At 40.7% G+C, this 22,928-nt stretch carries 19 protein-coding genes; all 19 read left to right on the top strand.

Annotated elements, in window-relative coordinates; all coding sequences use genetic code 11:
• Positions 1 to 24 precede the first annotated feature (24 nt).
• The 19 genes from BLV53_RS16965 to BLV53_RS04275 all read left to right on the top strand — a co-directional run bounded on the left by BLV53_RS16965 (position 25) and on the right by BLV53_RS04275 (position 22,694).
• Complete coding sequence (locus BLV53_RS16965; RefSeq protein WP_170830752.1) at positions 25 to 177, top strand: hypothetical protein; 153 nt, start codon at positions 25 to 27, stop codon at positions 175 to 177.
• Positions 170 to 646: a hypothetical protein gene (locus BLV53_RS04360; RefSeq protein ID WP_090297572.1), complete on the top strand. Its 477-nt coding sequence runs from the start codon at positions 170 to 172 to the stop codon at positions 644 to 646. Before BLV53_RS16965 ends, BLV53_RS04360 begins: the two co-directional genes overlap by 8 nt.
• A 53-nt stretch (positions 647 to 699) precedes the next feature.
• A complete protein-coding gene (locus BLV53_RS04355) occupies positions 700 to 1,950 on the top strand; it encodes a glycosyltransferase (protein WP_090297570.1) in 1,251 nt (416 codons plus the stop codon).
• Between the two features lie 132 nt (positions 1,951 to 2,082).
• Entirely contained in the window at positions 2,083 to 2,697 is a 615-nt protein-coding gene (locus tag BLV53_RS04350) for a hypothetical protein (protein WP_090297567.1), read from the top strand.
• On the top strand, positions 2,672 to 2,854 hold the full coding sequence (locus tag BLV53_RS04345; protein WP_090297564.1) for a hypothetical protein: 183 nt from the start codon (positions 2,672 to 2,674) through the stop codon (positions 2,852 to 2,854). The genes BLV53_RS04350 and BLV53_RS04345 overlap by 26 nt, the downstream gene beginning before the upstream one ends.
• 62 nt (positions 2,855 to 2,916) lie before the next feature.
• Positions 2,917 to 3,249: a helix-turn-helix domain-containing protein gene (locus BLV53_RS04340; RefSeq protein WP_090297562.1), complete on the top strand. Its 333-nt coding sequence runs from the start codon at positions 2,917 to 2,919 to the stop codon at positions 3,247 to 3,249.
• 290 nt (positions 3,250 to 3,539) lie between these two features.
• Complete coding sequence (locus BLV53_RS04335; protein WP_090297558.1) at positions 3,540 to 4,613, top strand: Fic family protein; 1,074 nt, start codon at positions 3,540 to 3,542, stop codon at positions 4,611 to 4,613.
• Positions 4,614 to 4,851: 238 nt separating this feature from the next.
• Positions 4,852 to 7,224, top strand: a complete 2,373-nt coding sequence (locus BLV53_RS16960) for an adenylyltransferase/cytidyltransferase family protein (RefSeq protein ID WP_170830751.1) — start codon at positions 4,852 to 4,854, stop codon at positions 7,222 to 7,224.
• A 28-nt stretch (positions 7,225 to 7,252) separates the two neighbouring features.
• Entirely contained in the window at positions 7,253 to 8,362 is a 1,110-nt protein-coding gene (locus BLV53_RS04325; protein ID WP_090297554.1) for an apurinic/apyrimidinic endonuclease family protein, read from the top strand.
• 310 nt (positions 8,363 to 8,672) lie between these two features.
• Positions 8,673 to 9,617, top strand: a complete 945-nt coding sequence (locus BLV53_RS04320) for a sugar phosphate isomerase/epimerase family protein (protein ID WP_090297550.1) — start codon at positions 8,673 to 8,675, stop codon at positions 9,615 to 9,617.
• Positions 9,618 to 9,709: 92 nt separating this feature from the next.
• On the top strand, positions 9,710 to 12,754 hold the full coding sequence (locus BLV53_RS04315; protein WP_090297547.1) for an EAL domain-containing protein: 3,045 nt from the start codon (positions 9,710 to 9,712) through the stop codon (positions 12,752 to 12,754).
• A 181-nt stretch (positions 12,755 to 12,935) separates the two neighbouring features.
• Positions 12,936 to 13,688 (top strand): DeoR/GlpR family DNA-binding transcription regulator, encoded by a 753-nt coding sequence (locus tag BLV53_RS04310; RefSeq protein ID WP_090297544.1) that lies wholly within the window; start codon positions 12,936 to 12,938, stop codon positions 13,686 to 13,688.
• Between the two features lie 18 nt (positions 13,689 to 13,706).
• A complete protein-coding gene (gene pfkB / locus BLV53_RS04305) occupies positions 13,707 to 14,612 on the top strand; it encodes a 1-phosphofructokinase (RefSeq protein ID WP_090297541.1) in 906 nt (301 codons plus the stop codon).
• A gap of 8 nt (positions 14,613 to 14,620) precedes the next feature.
• On the top strand, positions 14,621 to 16,528 hold the full coding sequence (locus tag BLV53_RS04300) for a PTS fructose transporter subunit IIABC (RefSeq protein WP_090297537.1): 1,908 nt from the start codon (positions 14,621 to 14,623) through the stop codon (positions 16,526 to 16,528).
• Positions 16,529 to 16,883: 355 nt separating this feature from the next.
• Entirely contained in the window at positions 16,884 to 17,147 is a 264-nt protein-coding gene (locus tag BLV53_RS04295) for an HPr family phosphocarrier protein (protein ID WP_090297534.1), read from the top strand.
• A gap of 30 nt (positions 17,148 to 17,177) precedes the next feature.
• On the top strand, positions 17,178 to 18,881 hold the full coding sequence (gene ptsP, locus BLV53_RS04290; RefSeq protein ID WP_090297531.1) for a phosphoenolpyruvate--protein phosphotransferase: 1,704 nt from the start codon (positions 17,178 to 17,180) through the stop codon (positions 18,879 to 18,881).
• 286 nt (positions 18,882 to 19,167) lie between these two features.
• Entirely contained in the window at positions 19,168 to 20,331 is a 1,164-nt protein-coding gene (locus BLV53_RS04285) for an SPFH domain-containing protein (protein WP_090297528.1), read from the top strand.
• 28 nt (positions 20,332 to 20,359) lie between these two features.
• A complete protein-coding gene (locus BLV53_RS04280) occupies positions 20,360 to 21,940 on the top strand; it encodes a hypothetical protein (RefSeq protein WP_090297525.1) in 1,581 nt (526 codons plus the stop codon).
• Complete coding sequence (locus BLV53_RS04275) at positions 21,933 to 22,694, top strand: TPM domain-containing protein (protein WP_090297522.1); 762 nt, start codon at positions 21,933 to 21,935, stop codon at positions 22,692 to 22,694. The genes BLV53_RS04280 and BLV53_RS04275 overlap by 8 nt, the downstream gene beginning before the upstream one ends.
• Positions 22,695 to 22,928: the final 234 nt, after the last annotated feature.

Below are 22,928 nucleotides of genomic sequence, written 5' to 3'. Positions count from 1 at the left end.
TTTAAAAACGGGAAACCAGTGATAGTGTTTGGAATTGGAAATAAAGGAAAGATAGTGGCGAAAGAATTAAATAATTCTGAAGATATAAATTTCTTGGGGTTTGCAGTATCTAAGAGATATGGGGATGACTCTGAGAGAAAAGATTATTTGTTAGCACATCCCGTTCGAATTGGATGATGAGCCTAGTTATTCTTTAAGAGATGAGATACTTACATATTTAAAGTCTTTGGCAAATGCTTTATATAGTAGATACAAAGACATTGATTGCTTCCCAGATGATTATAGGTATAAATATATACAAACTGAGCATGTATTACCTCTGATTCAGGCGGGTTTCTACAAAGGTTATTTCCCATATAAATTTTCAAAAAGCCAGATGGATATAATTAGAAATAGCAATAGAGTTTTGATATATGGAAGAGGTAAAGTTGGAGAAGCTGTCGAAGAACTACTTGTAGAAAGAGGAATTAGTAATTACACATTTGTTGTAACTCAATCCGAGAACTCCAACGAGGCTGTGATAAGTGACTGGATACCTATGAAGAAAAATGTAGTTGTCATTATATCATCGACAAAGTATTGTGACGAATTATATAAAAATGCAACTGATTTAGGATTTACCAATATAATTATTCCCCAATTTTAATAGTTGGCGATTTTATTAGGGGATTTGACATTTATGCCTCATAGAGAGAAATCATGAACAGAAAAACTACTATTTCAATCATCATAACAATTCATAATTCAGCTAAATATATTCCAAGGATAAAAGACTGCCTAAATGTGCAGTCTTTTGCTGATTTTGAGGCCATTTTTATAGTAAGTGGAGATGATGATTCACTTACTATGCTAGAAAGCTATGCTGAATTGGATCAGCGTATTAGAATAATTGCAGATTCAAATTCTAGCTATGGTCATAAGATAAATGTGGGTATTGCAGCAGCTGTTGGTGAATATATAGCTATTCTAGAATCAGATGATGAATATGACCCTGGCTTTTTACAAGAGCTTATCACAGCTATGGAGCCAGAAGTCGATTATGTAAAAGGAAGCTTTACAATGTTCCTCAGAGAAGGCACTCAGCGGATATTATTGCCTTGCTCTTTGGTTCCTGCAGAAGATCATGAAAGAATCATAGAGATAAATCATGAACCGCAATACAGGATAAATGCCTACACCCATATTTGGACTGGTCTCTACAGAAAACAATTCCTCACAGACAATCACATTATCTGCAACGAAAGCCCAGGAGCATCTTATCAGGATGTAGGTTTTAGTGTATTATGCGCGCTTTATGCACAGAAAATAAAATTCTCTCAAAAGCCTATTTACCTGTACAGGGTGGACAATGTAAAATCATCAACCAAAGATGACAGCAAGTACTTGTGTATCAAGGAAGAATTTGACTGGCTTAGAAATGAGTTGAAAACCAGGAGTTTAGAAACACCGGATGCAGTAGAATTTTATGAATTGGTAAAAAAGGGTTCATATTTATGGAATGCCAAGCGACTTCATTCTGTACCTAGACAGAAATTTTTGCAGGCAGTAGAAGAAGGCATCGTTGATTTAAACAGTCTGAAGTTAGTAGAAGAAGCAATAGATAGATTACCTAGTCTGCTTCAAATTCTTAAAAATGAAACTAATTGCATTCTGTGGGGTGCGGCAGGCATAGGACAGGAGGTACTTTTAGCTCAAAAAATCCTTGGTGTCAAAGCTATAAAAAAAGTAGTAGACAACAACCCTGCCATAGTAGGGCAAAACTTATTAGGCTATATAGTCCAAAAGCCAGACATGAAAAACGTAAATACGGATTACAGATATATTATCACCGGTCGAAAAAGTACGCCAGAGTTAAAGCGCCAGCTAATGTCTGCTGGAGTGAATGAAGAAAAAATCTTCGAAATAAGGGAAGGTTTAAGTATAGAAGTGTTGGTATCATATATACAATGATAAACAAGATTTGCTATGTAGAATGGTTTCTATACACAAGGGTATTGTATCAGGCAGGAAAATTTTATAATTGACAAATACGCTATAGCGAATTACAATAAATCTACTTGATTTTAGAAGTAGGTTTAAAAAGTGTTAGAAAAAGAAGAACAGAGATTAGGGAGGAATAAAGAAACTCAGATTAATAAATCATATATTGATAGTAGTGATTACAGGAGAAAGTTTGATACTATTTCAGATAATCCAGCATTGAACAGATTGATATATGATTTAGCAAAACGTATGCTGATACACAGAACCGGAACACATAGAGAGGATATGTTCTGGCTTGATGTTGGAAAATGCCAAATTGTTGCTGAGGAAACAGATGCTGCTATAGACGGTAGAATTGAGTATTCTAGAAAGACTATCTCAACAATTAGGAAATATAAAAAGGATCAATATAGTTTTTTGTTAACGGTACACACGCATCCAAGTAGTTTTCCTCCAAGTATAGATGATTTTAATACAAACTATACTAATGAATACTTTGCAGGGTTAGTTATTTGCCATAATGGCGCTGTATATTTTTATTCGGCAGGTGAATATATCAACCCTCAGTATTATGAGATTAAGGTTGCTGATTATTTTTCCAGGGGATATAATGAGTGTGAAGCACAGATACTGGCATTAGAAAATATGAAGAGTTATTTTGATATAGATTTTGAGGAGGTGTGTGTTGATGATAATGGAAAACGATACATTTAAGATTTCCGAAAGGTACTTAAACATGTCTCCTAAAGACTTGAAAAAAGAAGAAGAGCGATTATTAAAAGAATTGGGAAAACTGCCTGGCGACTCAGCTAAGCACAAGCCGGCACAGAAACTTGTTGTTGCAGGAACGACATTTTTACCATATTTATAATATTATCTTTTAAAGCGGTATTATTGTACCGCTTTTTTTAGAAGAATCGAGAAGCACTAGAGATGATAGTTAACGAAAAAATATTTACACTACTTAAAGAACGAGGAATATCTCAAAAGAGTTTGTCGCAGATGACGGGGATACCAGAGAGTACAATTAGCGACTGGAAGCGCAAGGGGAAGACACCAGGTGCCGATAAAATAGTAGAGGTATGCAAAGCATTGGAGATTAATCCCAGTGAATTACTAGAGATTTCAGAAAAAAAGACATCTGTAAGCAGTTCCTACTCAGAATATAGCGACTTGATTGAAAAGTTTAGAAAGTTGGATTTGGGTAAGCAGCAGAAACTTGTGAGATATTTGGATTTGTTATTATTGGAGAACGGTGAGTACTAATATCAATATTAAATTAAGGCTACTTGCGGTTCGCCAGATTATGAATGGAAAGATATAGTTAGCTATTCAGAGGACGAAATGAACTCATTTAAAGTAATTATCAAGAATAATGCTCATCTTATACTAGAATTTTCCATGAAAGGTGTAATCACGAATGCCTCAGGTTTTTAAGAGTGACGGATATATGTAGAAGATGAAAAATCACTGTTTTTTGAAAAAACAGTGATTTTTTGCTCTTATAATACTATAATTTGATTAAAATAGTGAAAAAATCTTGTTTAGGAGTAGAAATGGAACCGTATATTGCAAAAACAATGCCTTTAGAATATGAAATGGATAAGGAGTTTCTTAGATTACTATCTGAGGCGAATACAAAGTATGGTGAGTACAAAGCCATGCTTAATACTTTGGAATTTGATGCATCATATTTCTTAGATTCAGTATTATTAACAGAAAGCTATAAATCTACACAGATTGAAGGAACTCAGATATCTCAGGATGAAATGTTTTACCTGAAATATATGGAAAAAACAGACGATAATAAGGAAATACAAAATCTAAAAAGAGCAATTGGCTACGCAGAGAGTAATATTTCAGGCGGAATTACCTATGAACTGGTAAATGAGATGCACAAAATACTATTGGATAGTGTAAGGGGCTCAGAGAAGACGCCAGGAAGAATAAGGACTACGCAGAATTGGATTGGACCAAGAGGATGTACATTGGAAACGGCTACATTTGTACCGCCTGTTCCAGAGCAAGTCTATGGGTTACTGATAAACCTATATGAGTATATGAATAGTTTGTTCATAGACCCTTTTTTAATTAACGTGGCGCTTTCACACGCACAGTTTGAGACCATACATGCTTATAAAGATGGTAATGGAAGATTAGGAAGGGCACTTATACCAGTACAGATGGCAGTTTTGGATGAGACCAGACCTATGCTTTATATGTCAGAGATTATTGAATTATACAAACCTTCCTACCAGAGAAATCTCATGGAAATGAGAAGAGGAAACGTAATGGGGTATATTAAATTCTTTTTACAATGCACCATTGATCAGTGTTCAGCCTATATCTACAAACTTGAAAAAGTCAAAAAAATCTATAAGGAAGATATGCAGACTATTGAGGCTGTAAAAGGAAATTCAGTGTATAAGATTATGCCGGTAATATTTAAACAAATAGTTTTTACCAAAAAGGAAGTAGTGGATGCTTCTGGAGTATCTGTAAATGTTGTCTCCAAAGTAATTGATCAGTTGGTTACTTTAGGTATACTTATTCCAGATTCCAGTGTAATGAAAAAGGGATACAGGTATCAACGGATTTATGATGTATTCGTGAATTCTGGCATTGAGTAGAACAAAAAATCACTGTTTTTTGAAAAAACAGTGATTTTTAAATATTAGAAAGGTAAAATTTCACTAAAACAGTGAGAACTCAATGTAGATTGCAGCAATAATGCTCGATAATCTGCATTATTATTTACTGCCCCACCAAAAATTCACAACTTCATCACCAACTATTTCTTCATTGTGGTATATTCATCTTAACTTTAGGACGAATGAGGGATGATTAAGGACAATCTGGGGAGAGAGCATGGACGTTAACAGATATGTGAAGGATTTACCACGGGGGCTCATCAGTTGGTACAATTTCAAAAAGGATACAAAAGCACTTTTAATCACAGGGAGGTATCCTGCCTTTAAGGTGCTTTTTTCTGTATTTGAAGATGTGGGAATCAAGGCAGAAAGTGTGGATATCTCGGAAATTGGCACTGTAGATGGTGGATATGATTACATCATCGTTGCAGCAGGATTGGAAAGCACGCTGGAGCCAAAAGGATTATTAGCTCAAATCAGGAAACTCCTTAAGGGTGACGGCATCCTCTTTCTTGCAACATTTAACAGGCTAAATATAGGACAGGTGGTGGGCGATAAAGACGTTACCACAGGGCATGTGCTGGATGGTCTTGACAATTATAAAAGAATTGTCCCACATAGAATGAAGGAAATGGATGGCAGATGCTATACAAAGCTTGAAATAGAAGAGATGTTAACAACTGCAGGTCTTGAAACAGTTACCACCTTTTCCCTATTCCCAAACCTTTTCCGCCCGCAGATAATGGTGAAATATGGGGAGACGCCAAATGAGCGCTTTGACGGAAGACTTCAGGGAATCTACAATGCACCGGAATCAGTATTTTTAGATAAAGCAAGCATATATGATGACTTCATGAAGCATGGCTTGCTACATACCATGGCAGATGGTTATTTGTTTGTGTGCCGTCAGATAGATTCAAGTGAAGCTATATCCAATGAAATCACAGACATAAAATCCATACAGGAAATCACTGTGCAGACAGGCCGTAAGCCTGAGGCTGCCCAGGCCACTATCGTATATACGGATAAGGTTGTAAAAAAGAACATGTATCCAGAAGGCCTAAAAAGTCTGGAAGAGACAGATGAAAATGCCAGATATCTTAATGACCGCGGCGTGCCTGTAATTACAGGAAACTTCACGGAAAATGGTTACGAGACACCATTCATCAAGGGCCAGATTTTGACAGACTATCTCCGTGACACTCTTATCAAAAATGGTCAGAATGATTTCATCATAACACTTACAACTATTAAAAATATCATAGAACACTCTTCAAATAACCTGTCCTATGATGAAGTGGACTGGACAAAGTTTGATCCCTACTGGGAGAAAAGAAAGCCTGACGACCCAGAACTTTATAAATGGCGTGACCTGGCCCATGGCACAGAGGAAGATAAAGCTGCAATCGGAGTTATCTTAGAGCGTGGCTATCTGGATCTTGCCCCGATAAACTGTTTTAGGACAGAGACAGGCCCGCTGTATTTTGACCAGGAGTTTTATATCAGGCAGTTCCCAGCAAATGCAATATTTTTAAGGACAATCGAGGTGGTCTATGCCGGTTGGAATGAAGGAGAAAAACTAATGCCTTTGCAGCAGGTGCTTGACCATTTCAATCTATCCACACATGCAGAAATGTTCAGACTTCAGATAAGAAAACATTTGTTGGATTTCATAAATGACAATGAACTGCAAGCATACTATGGAAAGGTGCAACCACATCACGGCACACTCACCAACAACCGCTTTCGTATGGATTATCCACAAGCGGAATACGAAAAACTATTCACTGATATTTTCAAAGATGCCGACGGCAAAAAATTATATATCTTCGGCTCAGGAGACTACGCTACAAAATTTGTTAAAAGATTCAGAGACCAATATGTGATAGCAGGAATAATTGATAACAATAGTGCAAAGTGGGGAAAAGACCTTGAGGGAATACGTATTTACGAACCGGCTCATCTTCTCACCGAAAAGACAGGCCTAAAAGTGTTCATCTGCATCAAATTTTACGATGAGGTTCTAACTCAGCTAAAAGAAATGGGAATCACACACATAGGTATTTTCAACCCTTGGCTAACCTATCCAAAGCCACCAAAGCACATTCCAACAGCCACTGCAGATGCCCCTCCAAAGAAATACCACATAGGCTACGTAGCTGGAGTTTTTGACATGTTTCATGTGGGCCATTTGAACCTGCTGAGACGTGCCAAGGAGCAGTGCGATTATCTGATAGTGGGCATTGTCACCGATGAGCAGATTCTTAAATACAAAAAGACCAGACCTGTAATCCCATTCATTCAGCGATTTGCCATAGTGCAGGGCTGCAGATATGTGGACGAAGCAGTCACCATTCCAATAGAGGACGCAGGCTCGGAATACGCATACAACACCTACCAGTTTGACGTTCAGTTTTCAGGAAGTGATTATGAGAACGACCCAAACTGGCTCGCCACCAGGGAGTACTTAAGGCAGCGAGGCAGTGACCTGATATTTTTCCCATACACCGAGGAGGTAAGCTCCACCATGCTGAAGGAGCAGCTCCGGGAGAATACCGAAACTGCAAAAAATATCGAAAATACGGATTGATTAACACACATATTTTATGGAGAAACATATGAAAGTAATCACAACCAGCGACTATATAGATTACAACCGATTCAAGAAACCACCTGTAATGGATGGCGATGAAGGCATTCATTTTCTGGCTGAAGCATTTATGAAAAAATCAGTGACTCAGGGCAAGGAAATAAAACTATCCAAGGCCTTGTGCTTTCAGGAAAAAGAAATAAAAACCCGTCCCAAGGCAGCCATGGAGCGACTCTTTAAAGAGAGCATCATATCAGCTAAAGACTTGGGCTGTAGGTCTATCCTGATAGAGCCATATGCATGGGATAAAAAAACTTCCCTGAAAAAAGATGAAATTACCCAAATGTATCTTGAGGTAGCAGAGCTCTTAAAGGACACAGACATCACTATCCTCATCAAAAATCAATACGACATATATAACGGAAGTTATAACAGAGGCTTCCTATCAGATGCCTACCAACTAAAGGATTTTATCGAAAACCTGAACAGGGCATACGCGAACAAACCATTTAAACTGGCATTAGATACAGGCGTAGCAAATCTGTGCGGACAAAACATTCCAGAGTTGATAGATGGCCTCAAAGAAGAACTAGGATTGATTATCCCAATAGAAAATAATGGACAGGAAGACTCTGCCGCCCTGCCATTTTCAAATGCTTCTAATGGTCAAAGCTGGATAAACTGGGGAGGCATAATAAAGGCCATCAGAAAAATAAAATTTGAAGGTGACATTTTAATTGATATAAGTTCCACACAGTGGAACCTCCCAGGCCTGATGAAACCTGTGATGTCGAGCCGTATCATTGAGATAGGCCACTACTTCGAGTACCTGATATCAATAGAGGACACAATCCGCAAATACGAATCAAGGGCACTCTTTGGTGCAGGTAACATGTGCAAAGTATATATGGAACATTTTGGTGTAGATAATACACCTCTATTTACATGCGATAATAATCCTGCACTTTGGGGCCAAACAGCTTATGGACTTGAAATCAAAGATCCCAAGAGTCTAAAAGACCTGCCGCCTGACACCGCCATCATCATCTGCAACATGTATTACGACGAAATCGTAACCCAACTCATATCCATGGACCTACCAAACCCAATCGTAATATTCAACGACGAGATATTGTAATGAAGTGGCTACTATTCAGTACTATAGTTTAGTGAGGAATGGTTCTGAGTTACTGGCAGTATATATGTAATCAGCCAATAGTTCTTAGTGAAAAAGTATTCTTCAATGGACTTTTCGAGGACTGTTTGAGCACGATGTGTATAGTCATTTAAAGAATGTTTGAAGCGAGTTCCGCAGAAAAGTCCAGCGCCTTGAAGAATGCTTTTGAACTTAGAACTATTGAGCACATATATAGTGCCAGTAACTCAGAACCATTCCAGCCCAGGTATACTATGAATAGTAGCCACCCACCAAAAAGGAGACCCCCACCATGCTAGACATAGGAGTTCAAACCAAAGGCGTAGTAAAAGACGATAACCCTTCAGAGGGCTTCAATCAGCTTAAAGCCGCCGGCTTCACAGCCTGCGACTTTAGTCTCAACGCCTACCTTTACAACAAAAAAATCTACGCAGGCGAAATCAATGATTTCTTCGACAAATCAATAGAAGAGTTAGAAGCCTACTTCACACCACACAAACAGGCGGCCACCGCAGCCGGCATTTGCATCAACCAAATGCACATGCCATATCCCACATATGTGCCAGGCGCTCCCAAGGCTACCAACGATTATTTGCAAAATGTGGTGGCGAAAAAAAGCATGGAAATCTGCAAATTTTTAGAGTGTCCCTACATAGTAATCCATGGCTTCAAGCTGGCAGATTTACTAGGCAGTGAGGAGGCCGAGTGGGAGAAAACAGCCCAGTTTATTGATACAATAGCTCCATTTGCAGCGGAAAATAACATCACTATCTGCGTTGAAAATCTATACAACAGCAGAGCAGGCCACCTCACGGAAGGCCCATGCTGTGACCCTGTCAAGGCAGCAAAACGCATAGACGATTTCAACCAGCGCTATAACGCAGAAGTGCTGGGATTTTGTTTTGACATCGGCCATGGAAATCTGGTTCACCTGGACTTTGACTTTTTCCTTCACACACTTGGCAACCGAATCAAAGTCCTCCATCTGCATGACAATGACGGAGTCAGAGATCTCCACCAGGTCCCATTCACCTTCACAAAGACCCGTGACAACACCAGCTCAACCAACTGGCCAGCCTTTATTAAGGCAATGAGAGATATAGGCTTCAATGGTACCCTTAGCTTTGAAACTGCCCCGGTTTTAGACTCCTTCCCACCAGAACTAAAAGATGATATTTTAGCTTTTATTGCAAAAATAGGCTGCTATTTGTCACATCAGATACAATCAGGCGAATAAACATCACACTTCTACATATCTAATAGACAAAATGTTCACAATTTAATGCTACAATTTTTAAAGGCTGGGAATATCCACTTAGAGGTAAATGTATGGGTGACACTGGTGAACAGAGAAAATGTATAGATGAACTCACAGGTTTGCTTGATAAGCAGACCTTCTACGAGTGTGCCCAGAAAGTGTTGGATGAAAAGGACCCCGACCAGGAATATATCTTTGTTTTTTTCGATTTAGATAATTTCAAAATATTCAATGCAAACTATGGCTATGAACTGGGAGATGAACTGCTCATCTCATTGGGCTACATCATTAATGATGTATTTTATGGTCAGCTGGTTTCCCGTTTCTCGGGGGATCATTTTGCAGTTCTTACAAATAGTACCCAGATTATCCCTGCAATCAAAAATATCCGACAGCGTATAAAGCTGGTTCAGCGCTCAATCAATATTGAGGTAAAAGCTGGTATTTACGTGGTTGAAGGGGACGAAAAAGACGTTATCCGCTGTTGCGACAGGGCTCGAATGGCCTGCACCAGCATCAAAAAGAAATATGATATGGCCTATCGCTTCTACGATGATGCCCTGGGAGGCTCTTTAAAGAGAAAACAGGAAATCCTCGATAGCTTGGAAGAAGCCATTGAAAATAAATATATACAAATCTACTATCAGCCCGTTGTACGTGTTCTCACAGGAGAAGTATGCGGCTGGGAAGCACTGGTTCGTTGGATTGACCCTAAAAAGGGCGTGGTATTCCCTAACGAATTTATCCCGGTTTTAGAGGAATATCGCCTGATTCCAAAGGTAGACTGTTATGTAATGGAGGAAGTATTCTCCAGATATCGGGACGATGTACGAGGCAAAATGAAGGTTGTGCCTGTATCTATAAATCTGTCCCGAATTGATTTTGAGACAATGGATGTGGTTTCCTACCTGGATGCAAAAATGGAGGAATACGAGTGTCCTAAAAATATGTTCCATTTTGAAGTAACTGAGAGCGCCCTTATGGACAGCCCTCTGTTTATTAGGGAACAGATAAAAAAGCTTAGAGAAAAAGGCTACATAGTATGGATGGACGATTTTGGCAGTGGCTACTCTTCACTCAACGTCCTAAAAAGCTATGAGTTTGATCTTATCAAAATCGACATGGATTTCCTAAGCGATTTTGACACACACGATGGCGGAAAGGTTATCTTAAAGCACATCGTTTCCATGATTAAAAACTTAAAAATCCATACCTTAGTAGAAGGCGTCGAGACACAGGAGCAGTACGATTTCCTGAAAAGTATAGGCTGCGAAATGATTCAGGGCTACCTGATAGGTCGTCCTATGCCTTATATGGAAAGCTTGAAAAATGTTAAAAGAAATGGCAGAGAATTAGAGTGTTTCGAGCAAAGATTATTTTGCGAGGCCATCGGTCTTGTGGATGTGTTGCGCCAAAATCCTCTTCAAAATGTGAACAGCTCAGTAGTTGAAAGCCCTCTGCCCCTCGCACTTTATATCAGAGAGAATGACACCTGGACAATTCTTCATGCAAATGACGACTTTAAAAACACCGTATCTTTTCTGAATGCTGATAGTATTGAGGACTTAGAAAAACTGCTCAATAGCCCTGTTGAAGGCAAGGAAATGAATCACAAACAGTTTTTGGCGGTGTGTGAAAGCAGTAAAGTAGAAAACAGGATAGGAAATATGGATTTTGTGAAGGGAGGACATATCATAAACCTGAGAGTGCGCCATATATGCGCAGACGTAACAGGCCGTAGGGACGCATTTTTGGTTTCTATGAGAGTACTCTCACGATTCATAGATTCAAATTATGATAATAGATTAAACACTATCAGCTGGGCAATGTTCTCCCAGTATGAGTGTGTTGATTTGTTTGGAATACATGATGATTACTTTGAAAATGTATACCTGAATGACAACAGACTACACGTAGACTTTTCAAATAAGACTGCCAGAAAGGTTATAGACGATTTGGCTGAACAGAGAGTTCATCCTGATGATAAATGTTATTTCAAGAGTTTCATGGATTTAACCACTGTAGAACAGCGTCTGCATGATGAACCAATGAGTATAAGTGTGGGCTTTTTCAGGTTGAAAGATGCCAGAAAAACCTATGTGTGGAAAGAAATAATCCTTTCTATTATGCGACTTGGAAACACTGACCTCCTCCTTAGCTGTGTGACAGAGGCTTGCAATGAAATAAGCAGGCAGATGAATCTGGCGCAGGAGCGTGAGATTGTTACAGATGAAAATGGCACCGTAGAAATACTGGACAAGAAGCCTGAGTTTGAAAGTATTCTTCAATTCTTGCCGGCAGGTGTATTTTGGAAGGATAAAGACCGCAGATTCAAGGGAGCAAACCAGATGTTCCTTGATTATTACGGTCTGCAGTCTGTAGAAGAAATCCTTGGTAAAACAGACGAGGAAATGGGCTGGCATATTAATCCTGAACCATTTAAGCGGGATGAACTTGCAGTCATAAATGAAGGAAAGTCCATTGAAGCTGTGGAAGGTGAATGCATCGTCAAAGGACAGGTGCGCAAAATTAAGGCATACAAGAGGCCTTACATAAAAGATAGAAAGATAGCAGGTCTGGTTGGCTACTTCAGGGATATTACTGAAGAGCTTGAGGAAATGGAGAAGCTGGAGATGCTGTCTATTACTGATGCCCTGACAGGACAGTATAATCGTCGTGGATTTGCGAAAATCGTTCAAAAATATATAGATCAGTACAATCGTGACAAAACTGATTTTACACTTATCATACTCGATATTGATAAATTCAAGCAGATTAATGACATGTATGGTCATGACTATGGCGATGAGATTTTAAAGAGAACTAGTAAAGTGCTTAGCCGTGTAGCTTTAGATGATAGCGTGGTATTCAGGTACGGAGGCGATGAATTTTTGATTTTACATCAGCATAAAGATATGCAGGAAATCGATAATATAAGACACGAAATTGACATGGGGCTTAAACGATATGAGAAGATGGCTACTACTATGATACCAATCAAGGTGTCCATCGGCCATTCTGTTTATTCGGATTTTGAAGACCTTGGAAAATGCATCGATGAAGCAGATAAAAATATGTATTTAGATAAGGAGAAGCATAAAAAAGAGAAAATTTAATCAACGCCTGGGCATTTGCCTTGGCAAAAATCACAAAACTACAGCCCGAAAAATGTATAAAGTGACAGAATTTGATTATTTGTGACCTCTCGTGATTGTTTATGATTGCTAGAAAAACAAAAGCGTGTTATATTTGCATTAAGGTAATCAAAAACGAGCAAAGATGTTCAGGGGGAAACTAATGCTTACGGAAGAGAGACGTGCACTAATAGTCGAAATAGTGAATGAAAAAAAGGCAGTATCTGTAAATGAGCTGGTAGAGCTTTTGGATACCTCTGCCGCCACCATCAGACGTGATATTAATGCACTCAATCGTAACAGGCAGCTGATAAAGGTATTTGGCGGTGCCACTGCGATTACTTCAAAGCATGTTAACACCAAAGAAGACGCAGTCAAAATGAAGGCTCAGAAAAATGTTGTCGAAAAGGACAGCATTAGCCATTACGCTGCAGAGCTCATTGCAGATAACGACTTTGTTTATATAGATGCAGGAACCACCACACTTGCCATGATTGAATACATCACCAATCACAACGCAAAGTACATCACAAATGGTGTAGTTCATGCAAAGCGCCTCATGGAAAAGGGCCTTGAAACTATTATGATTGGCGGCAGGCTCAAAGGTGCCACAGAGGCAGTTGTTGGACCGGATTGTGTAGAGTTCATTCGCAAATATCATTTCACTAAAGCATTTATGGGTACTAATGGTATTTCAATTCAGGCTGGCTTTACCACACCGGACGTCGATGAGGCCATGATTAAGACCGAGGCGATTCGCCATTCTTACGTTTCCTACGTACTTGCGGATCACACCAAATTCGACGAAATCAACTCAGTTACATTTGCTAATATCGGTGATTGCACAATTATTACAAACAAGCTCACCGTTAAAGAATATTTAAATCACACAACTGTAATTGTTACCAGTGAATAAGAAAACGGAGGTAAAGCGATGATTTATACGGTTACATTTAACCCTGCTATTGATTATGTAGTAAGAATGGATGGTGACTTGCTCCCAGGCATGACCAACCGCTCATCTAGCGAGGAATACTATTTTGGTGGAAAGGGTATCAATGTATCCATGGTTCTGGCGGAACTTGGACTTAAGAGTACAGCACTTGGTTTTGTTGCTGGATTCACAGGTCGCGCTATTGTTGAAGGCGTTCAGGCTGCTGGCATCGAATCAGATTTTATCCAGCTTAAGGAAGGCATTTCTAGAATTAACGTCAAGCTTAAAGCTACCGAGGAAACTGAGATTAACGCTCAGGGACCAAAGATTGACGAGGAAGCTCAAAAGGAGCTCTTCGATAAGCTTTCAAAACTTGTAGAGGGTGATGTTTTAATCCTTGCAGGTTCAATTCCTAATTCACTTCCAGATGATGTATATGAAAAGATTCTTTCAATGCTTGATGGCAAGGGAATCGAGTTTGTTGTTGATGCAACAAAAGACTTGCTCACAAACGTACTTAAGTATCATCCATTCCTTATCAAGCCAAACAATTTCGAGCTTGGTGAAATCGTAGGAAAGACACTTGAGACAGACGATGAGATATATGAAGGTGCACTTGAGCTCCAAAAGATGGGTGCGAGAAATGTACTTATCTCTATGGCGGGAGATGGAGCTATGCTTGTTGATGAAAATGGCAAGCGTTACAGAATCGGTGTTCCAAAGGGAACAGTTAGAAACTCTGTAGGTGCCGGGGATTCAATGGTTGCAGGTTTCGTAGCAGGGTATATGAAGGAGAAGAACTACGAGACAGCACTTAAGATGGGAACCGCTTCAGGTTCCGCAACAGCGTTCTCAGACGGCCTCGCAAAGGCTGCTGATATAGAAAAATTGTATAAAGCATTGTAGGAGGGAATATGAAAATTTCAGAGTTCATTGATCCTAGAGGGATCAAGCTTCAGGTTGGATTAGCTGACCAGAATGAAGCAATCGACCAACTCATCGCACTTCACAGCGAAGTAGGCAATTTAAAGGATGAGGCAGCTTTCAAGAAAGCTATTCTTGCGCGCGAGGAAAAAGGGTCAACAGCAATTGGTAATGGTATTGCTGTTCCTCACGGAAAGTCAGCAGCTGTAGCAAAGGCAGGAGTTACAGCAATCACATGTCCATCAGGTGTAGATTACAAGTCTCTTGATGGCAACCCAAGCAATCTTTTATTCATGATTGCAGCTCCAGAGGGTGGTGCTGATACACATCTTGAAGTTTTATCAAAGCTTATGACCATTCTTATGGACAAGGCATTCTGCAAGACTCTTGTAGAGGCAAAGTCAGTTGATGAGTTCTTAAAGCTTATCGATGCAAAGGAAGCTGAAAGGGACGGCGCTACAAAGGCAGCTGCTCCAGCAAAAGCTGCAACAAAGAAAATAGTTGCAGTTACAGCATGTCCAACAGGTATCGCACATACATTTATGGCTGCAGAGTCTCTTGAGCTTAAGGCTAAAGAGCTTGGCATTTCTTTCAGAGTAGAGAAGGACGGCTCAGCAGGAGCAAAGGATCCTCTTACAGCTGCTGAAATTGCTGAGGCAGATGCAGTTATCGTAGCTTGTGACAAGAACATTGACATGAGCGTTTTCGACGGCAAAAAGGTAGTTATGGCTTCTACAAAGGAAGCTATCCATACTCCAGAAGTTTTATTCCAGAAGGCAGAGACAGCTACTGTATATCATCACACAGGTGCTGTTACTAAAAAGTCTGATGATGCAAACGAGTCAATCGGACGTCAGCTTTACAAGCACTTAATGAATGGTGTATCACACATGCTTCCATTCGTTATCGGTGGTGGTATCCTTATCGCTATCGCATTCTTACTTGATGATTACTCAATCGATCCTAGCAACTTCGGTACAAACACACCAGTAGCTGCTTGGTTCAAGAATATCGGTGGTACAGCATTTGGCTTCATGCTTCCAATCCTTGCAGGATTTATCGCTCAGTCAATTGCTGACAGACCAGGTCTTGCAGTTGGTTTCGTAGGTGGTGCGCTTGCAGCTAGTGGTGCTACATTTGCAAATCCAGGTGGAGCTATTCCTTCAGCTTTCCTTGGCGCATTAGTAGCAGGTTTCGCAGCAGGTTACTTTATGAAGTGGCTTGAGAAGCTTTGCGACAAGCTTCCACAGTCTCTTGAAGGTATCAAGCCTGTACTTATTTATCCACTTTGCGGTATCGCAGTAATTGGTATCATCATGTGCGCAATCAACCCAATCGTTGGTGCACTTAACGCATGGATTTCAGGTGTTCTTTCTAGCATGGGTACTACATCACTTGTACCACTCGGAATTATCCTTGGTGCAATGATGGCTACAGATATGGGTGGTCCTCTTAACAAGGCTGCATACGTATTTGGTACAGCAGCACTTGCAGAGCAGAACGAAGTAGGCTGGATGATTATGGCAGCAGTTATGGTTGGTGGTATGGTTCCTCCAATCGCAATCGCACTTGCTACACTTATCTTCCCTAAGAAGTTCACAGTAGCTGAAAGAAAAGCTGGCCCTGTAAACTTTATCATGGGCTTCTGCTTCATTACAGAGGGTGCTATCCCTTACGCAGCAGCTGATCCACTTCACGTAATCCCATCACTTATGGTTGGTTCAGGTCTCGCTGGTGCACTTTCAATGGTATTCAGATGCACACTTATGGCTCCACACGGTGGAATCTTCGTATTCCCTGTAGTAGGCCACTGGGCACTCTACCTTGTAGCACTTGCAATCGGCTCAGCAGCAAGCTGCCTCCTTCTCGGACTCTTAAAGAAAACAGTAGAAGAATAATAAATAAGCCTTCCCCTTCGAGGGGAAGGTGGCCCGAAAGGGCCGGATGAGGTGTTGCCTTCCCCCTCTGGGGGAAGGTGTCAGCTGTTAAGCTGACGGATGAGGGCTACACAGCCTAAAGGCTACCAACAAAGCCCCAAAATTCCCACCAAATCCCAGATGAGGGGACCCAAAAACCGCGCCCCCTCATCTTTCTATTATTGTTAGCCAAATTGTTTAATTCGTTTGAAAATACACGTTTTTCGTATATATTTTGTAGAAAAACAATGATAGACAAATCAAGTGTTTTTCTATAAAGTATATAAGTACTTTTTTAGGGATTTAATACGCGTTGAAACGAAAGGAGTTTTATATTATGGTTTCAAAAGTAGTTAAGGTTACAAACGAGCAGGGTATGCACATGCGTCCAGCTACAGTTTTCTCTGCAGCAGTTACACCATTCGAGTCAGATGTTAAGATCGGCTACAATGGTATGCAGTACGATGGAAAGAGCGTTATGATGCTTATGGCAGCTTGCATTAAGTGTGGCGCTGAAATCGAAATCATCTGCGATGGTGCTGATGAAGAAGCAGCACTTGCAAAGGCAGTAGAGCTCGTTGAAAGCGGTCTCGGAGACTAATTCTTCATTAGATTAAGGAGGAAAACATCTATGTACAAAGGCATAGAAGCATCGAGAGGTATAGGTATTGGTAGCATTTGCCTCATCGTAGACCGCGACTTATCTTTTGAGTCAAAGCACATCGATGACACAGATGCAGAAAAAGCAAGATTCAGCTCAGCTATCGAAAAGTTCAAGGCTGAGACAGCAGAAATGGCCGAAAACATCCGCAAGAACATCGGTCCTAAGGAAGCAGAAATCATGGAAGGTCACCTTGCTATGATTGCTGATCCTACAATGGCTGGCGAGATGAACAAGATGATTGAGGCAGGTCAGTGTGCAGAGGCAGCTGTTACAGCAGTTTGCGATATGTTCATCGGCATGTTCTCTAAAATGGAAGATGATATGATGCGTCAGCGTGCATCAGACATCTCAGACATCAAAATCAGCTTGCTTAAGATTCTTCTTGGGGTAGAAGATGTTGATATCAGTAAGGTAGCACCAGGTACAGTACTTGTTGCTCACGACCTTACACCTTCAATGACATCACAGATTGTTAAGGAAAACGTTGTCGGAATCATCACAGAGGTTGGTGGAAAGACATCACATTCAGCAATTCTTGCTAGAGCCTTAGAGATACCTGCAGTTCTTTCTGTTCCTGGTATTACAGAAATCGTAAAGGACAAGGATACTGCTATCGTCGATGGTACAGAGGGTGATGTATATATTAATCCAGACGGTGAAGTTGTTTCTAAGTACGTTATTAAGCGTGAAGAGTTCATCCGTGCACAGGCAGAGCTTAAGAACTTCCTTGGTAAGGAGACTCTTACAGCTGATGGTGACAAGGTAGAGCTTTTCTGTAACATCGGTACACCAAAGGATGCTAAAAAGGCTATCGAGTGTGACGGCGAAGGTATCGGTCTTTTCCGTTCAGAGTTCTTATTCATGGACAAGCCACATCTTCCATCAGAGGATGAGCAGTTTGCTGCTTACAAGGAAGCTGTTGAGACTATGGGTGGCAGATGCGTTATCATCCGTACACTTGATATCGGTGGCGATAAGGACATCCCTTATCTTGGCCTCGAAAAAGAAGAAAATCCATTCTTAGGATACAGAGCAGTTCGTTACTGCCTCGCAAATCCTGATATTTATAAAACTCAGCTTAGAGGTATCCTTCGAGCAAGTGCATTTGGCAAGGTTAAAATCATGGTTCCACTTGTTACTTGTGTAGACGAGGTTCGTGCTGTAAAGGCTCTCGTAGAAGAGTGCAAGCAGGAGCTCAAGGCTGAAGGTGTTGATTTCGATGACAAGATTGAGGTAGGATGCATGGTAGAAACAGCAGCAGCTTCTCTTATTGCAGACATGCTTGCAAAGGAAGCAGACTTCTTCTCAATCGGAACAAACGATTTAACACAGTACACAATGTCTGTAGATAGAGGAAATGCAAATGTTGCATACCTTTACTCAGCATTCCAGCCAGCTGTTCTTCGTTCAATCAAGAACATCATCAAGGCTGGTAACGAAGCTGGTATTCCAGTTGGTATGTGTGGCGAAGCAGCAGCTGATCCACTCATGATTCCACTTTTGATGTCCTTCGGACTCGACGAGTACTCAGTAAACCCAGTACTCGTCCTCACAGCTAGAAGCATCATCTCTAAGTGGTCAAAAGCAGAAGCAGACGCTTTAGCAGAAAAGGTTCTTAGCCTTTCAACAGAGGCTGAAATCGTAGCTCTTCTAAAAGCATCCGCAAAATAAATTAATGTAAAGTCCCAGGCGCCAGCCTGGGATTTTTTTTTATTGAAGCCTTCCCCTAGAGGGGAAGGTGGCCCGCCAGGGCCGGATGAGGTGTCTGCCTTCCCCCTCAGGGGGAAGGTGTCAGCATAGCTGACGGATGAGGGCCGTACGTAAAGCCCTTGAAATCCCCCCCCCTTCGCGCAAACAATTTGTCCCCTTACTCCCACTATGCTACAATAAAATAAATTCGGTAATTATTTATAATCTATAATCTAAACTACAAAATCAATTTCGGGAGGGTACAAAAATGGGATTAATCCAGTCATTCAAAGGCTCCGTATCAGGTGAGCTTGCAAACCAATGGAAAGAATTCTTCGTATGTGATTCAATGTCATCAGAAGTGCTTCTTAAGAGAGCCACACACAAGGTATCAGGCAAAAGCTCAAATACCAAAGGTGATGCAGACGTTATTACAAAGGATTCAGTAGTAATCGTCAACGAGGGTCAGGTGGCACTTCTTGTAGACCAGGGCCAGATTATTGATGTTGCTGCGGAAGCAGGTGCTTATTCTTGGGAAGACAATGGCTCTGCGTCAATTTTCGCTGGGGATTTTGCCAATGTATTCAAGGAATTTGGAAGACGTTTTACATTTGGTGGAGAAAAGCCTGTTCAGCAGAGAGTCTACTATGTAAACACAAAGGACATTACAGGACTTAAGTTTGGCACACCAAGTCCAATTCCATTTAGAATTTTAGATGCAAACATCGGTCTTGATATGGATACCAACCTCAAGTGCAACGGAAACTACAGCATGAGAGTATCAGACCCTACACAGCTTTACACAGCGATCGCAGGAAATGTAAGGGATGAATATACTATCGAGGATATTCAGGACCAGCTTAGAGCCACATTTGTACAGGCTCTTCAGCCAGCTTTAGGCAAGCTTTCAGGCATGGGTATCAGACCATCAGGCATTCCTGGCTATACAAAGGAAATCTCTGAAGCAATGGCAGATGAGCTTAATTATGATTGGACAGAAAAATATGGTCTTGCCATCACATCTGTTCAGATTCTTTCTACAATTATACCTGATGAGGATGCCGCAACTTTAAAGGAACTTCAGAAGTCAGGTGCACTTCGCTCACAGTCTATGGCAGGTGCTACACTTGTTCAGGCTCAGGCTGACGCAATGAGAGCAGCAGCAAGCAACTCAAATGGAGCTGCAATGGGCTTCTTTGGAATGGGTATGGCTATGCAGGCAGGTGGTGCCAATGGTGCAGACCTGTTAAATCAGGGGGCAGCTATGAATCAGATGGGTGGACAGCCTATGCAAGGTCAGCAGAACTTCGCAGGCGCACAGGGCGCACCACAGCCTCAGGGAGCACCTCAGCAGAATAGATGGTTCTGTCCAAACTGTGGAAATGAAAACTATGGAAACTTCTGCACAAACTGCGGAACAAAGCGCCCATAGTAATATCAGGATATCAGGAGAAATTTAGATGGCAACAATGTTTCCTTGCCCGGATTGTGGTGGGCAACTAAAATTTGATATTCCAAAACAAAAGCTTAAATGTGGGTCTTGCGGGAATCTACATGATGTAAATAAATACAAAGCCGACGATAAAATAGGCACTGATCACATAACAACAGGCGTGTACCAGTGCCCTAATTGTGGCGGTGAAATACAGCTGATTGACAATGATGGTATGGAGTTCTGCCCATACTGTGGCAGCCAGGCAACCATGCAGGAGAAGTTTTCTGAATATGGTACACCTAAATACATTATGCCCTTTGAAATCAGCAAAAAGCAGGCTAAAAATAGATATGAGAAAGCTACAAAGGGACTGCATTTCGCACCAGATGGTCTGAATGACGATGACAATATTGAAAAAATGGTGCCCCTTTATGTACCATATTATTTTTATGAGTATTCCATTAATGATACAGTCACTTATAAAGGCGTTAAAAGCTATACCAAGGGCTCCTATGATTACGTGGACAAGGCAGATGTTTCAGTGGATTTGAAGGTTGATTCAGTAAAGATACCATACGACGCATCTCAGGCTTTGGACGATTCCATTGCGGAGCATATCGAGCCGTTTGCTCTTGATAGAGTGGAAAACTTTAATCCAAATTTCCTGGCAGGCTTTTTTGTGGAAAATACATCGGTGGATCAGGCTCTTTATCAGCAGGAATCCTTCGATAAGGCTACAGAATATTTAAAACAGCAGGTAACAGCAAATTCAAAAGGTTATTCACCAGACCTTGGTATGGTTGAACCGATCACAAGTCAGATAACAAGCAGTCTAAAGTTTGACGGCATAGAGGGTGCTTATATGCCACTGTATTTTTTGACCACCCGTTATGGTGACAGAGTTGCATACTCCATTGTCAATGGTGTCACAGGCAAGCTTTATACAGATATGCCTATAGAAAAGTCGAAATTATTTAAGAAAGCAGCGGTAGTATCTCTGATAATATTTGCAGTACTTATTGCAGCAAGCTTTATTTTTAATTTTAGTTTTCAGGTTAAAAATCTATGTGCTGTGGCGGCATTTGTTTCTTCTGTTATTGCATTTACAGGTGCATTGCTTGCAAAGGAAACCTACATAAGAGACTTGCATTTAAACGATAAGGGATATTTTAAATCCCCTGAAAATCTATCCGAGGAAGCAAAAAAGCAGGCAAAGAAAAAGCCGATGGGGACTTTTGGACTTACAGTTGCTTTATTTTTAGTTATGGCTATGATAGCTATCATTTTTATATTTGGTGTAGCACAAGCAGGAGCACTTGTTTCGGGAATGCTTTATTTTTGCAGCGTGATATTTGCAATTCTAAGCTTATTTACTGTGAAACAGGGGGAGAAAAAGGTAATGCTGACAGGCCTTGCAGGATGGTTATTGGCCATTTTCATTAGGCTTATAAATCTTCCAAATGATGTTTTCTATTATGGAGCATTAATCGTAGCCTTTGGAATAATCATATATTCCATCCACGCAGTGGTAGATGAGTTCAACAGATTTGCAACCAGACCATCTCCTCAGTTTATGAAAAAGGGAGGAGGGCTTGAACGTGCGTAATATTTTAAAATATATGCTAGGGCTTGCGGTAGCCATTATGCTGATAGTACCACTGACAGTCCAAGCAAAAGATACAAATGTATACGTTATTGATGATGCAGATCTTTTGTCATCGGAAGAGGAAACTGAGCTTCAAACATATCTGGCATCCTTGAGTGCAGACTACAATTATATGGCAATCACAGCTGAGTACAATGACTATGAGAATACTCACGCTCTGGCAGATGCATACTATACAGATATTTATACTATGAATGACCCTGGAGTTGTTTTCATTATCGATATGGATAATCGTCAGATTTTCCTTTCAGGGCATGGAACAGCAAAGAAAAATTTATCAGATGCAGATGCGTTAGATGTTACAGATAATATTTACAAATACGCTTCAAAAGGCGAATATTATAGCTGCTTTGTAAAGGGCTTTGACCAGGTAAACACCCTTTTAAGTGCAGGCTTCATCCTTCGACCAATGCGATACATAGTAGCTGCGTTGCTCTCCATTGTGTTTGGATTCCTGCTCACCTTTTTCTGGGCAATGAGTGAGAATAGAAAGGCCAGCGCCCGCGCAACAGACAGAATGGCAGCCGCTGTGGTAGCAGGTGCAGCCATAGGTGCTTCGGCAGTTATCTACGACAGTAAAAGAACCAGACATGCATCCGACAGCGGTTCTTCTGGCGGAGGAGGCTGGTCATCAGGTGGTGGAGGATTTTCAGGAGGCGGATCCTCATCATCTGGAGGCGGACACAGCTTTTAATGCAGGTAACTCCGAAAATGTGCAGTTTACTTCTAAAGCCAACATTTTTCGGAGTTTGTGTTATGACTTAAATGCGATAAGTTGAAAGTGGGATAATACAATGATCGATTTAATTTTAGATTTAATTGGTTTCTCATTTAAAGGAATAAAAAAAGCTAGGAGCGGCAACTCCTAGCTTTTTTGTTATTACGCTTGAAATGTCTTTCTTGCATTCTTGTCTAAAATCATTATATC

This window comes from Pseudobutyrivibrio sp. ACV-2, assembly GCF_900107545.1.
GTDB lineage: Bacteria > Bacillota > Clostridia > Lachnospirales > Lachnospiraceae > Pseudobutyrivibrio.
This window is presented reverse-complemented; position numbering and strand designations above follow the sequence as displayed.

Excerpts from the sequence above, each read along its gene's own strand:
- BLV53_RS04355 (WP_090297570.1), top strand. The coding sequence starts at position 700 with ATGAACAGAAAAACTACTATTTCAATCATCATAACAATTCATAATTCA.
- BLV53_RS04345 (WP_090297564.1), top strand. The coding sequence starts at position 2,672 with ATGATAATGGAAAACGATACATTTAAGATTTCCGAAAGGTACTTAAAC.
- BLV53_RS04340 (WP_090297562.1), top strand. The coding sequence starts at position 2,917 with ATGATAGTTAACGAAAAAATATTTACACTACTTAAAGAACGAGGAATA.
- BLV53_RS04335 (WP_090297558.1), top strand. The coding sequence starts at position 3,540 with ATGGAACCGTATATTGCAAAAACAATGCCTTTAGAATATGAAATGGAT.
- BLV53_RS16960 (WP_170830751.1), top strand. The coding sequence starts at position 4,852 with ATGGACGTTAACAGATATGTGAAGGATTTACCACGGGGGCTCATCAGT.
- BLV53_RS04325 (WP_090297554.1), top strand. The coding sequence starts at position 7,253 with ATGAAAGTAATCACAACCAGCGACTATATAGATTACAACCGATTCAAG.
- BLV53_RS04320 (WP_090297550.1), top strand. The coding sequence starts at position 8,673 with ATGCTAGACATAGGAGTTCAAACCAAAGGCGTAGTAAAAGACGATAAC.
- BLV53_RS04315 (WP_090297547.1), top strand. The coding sequence starts at position 9,710 with ATGGGTGACACTGGTGAACAGAGAAAATGTATAGATGAACTCACAGGT.
- BLV53_RS04310 (WP_090297544.1), top strand. The coding sequence starts at position 12,936 with ATGCTTACGGAAGAGAGACGTGCACTAATAGTCGAAATAGTGAATGAA.
- pfkB (WP_090297541.1), top strand. The coding sequence starts at position 13,707 with ATGATTTATACGGTTACATTTAACCCTGCTATTGATTATGTAGTAAGA.
- BLV53_RS04300 (WP_090297537.1), top strand. The coding sequence starts at position 14,621 with ATGAAAATTTCAGAGTTCATTGATCCTAGAGGGATCAAGCTTCAGGTT.
- BLV53_RS04295 (WP_090297534.1), top strand. The coding sequence starts at position 16,884 with ATGGTTTCAAAAGTAGTTAAGGTTACAAACGAGCAGGGTATGCACATG.
- ptsP (WP_090297531.1), top strand. The coding sequence starts at position 17,178 with ATGTACAAAGGCATAGAAGCATCGAGAGGTATAGGTATTGGTAGCATT.
- BLV53_RS04285 (WP_090297528.1), top strand. The coding sequence starts at position 19,168 with ATGGGATTAATCCAGTCATTCAAAGGCTCCGTATCAGGTGAGCTTGCA.
- BLV53_RS04280 (WP_090297525.1), top strand. The coding sequence starts at position 20,360 with ATGGCAACAATGTTTCCTTGCCCGGATTGTGGTGGGCAACTAAAATTT.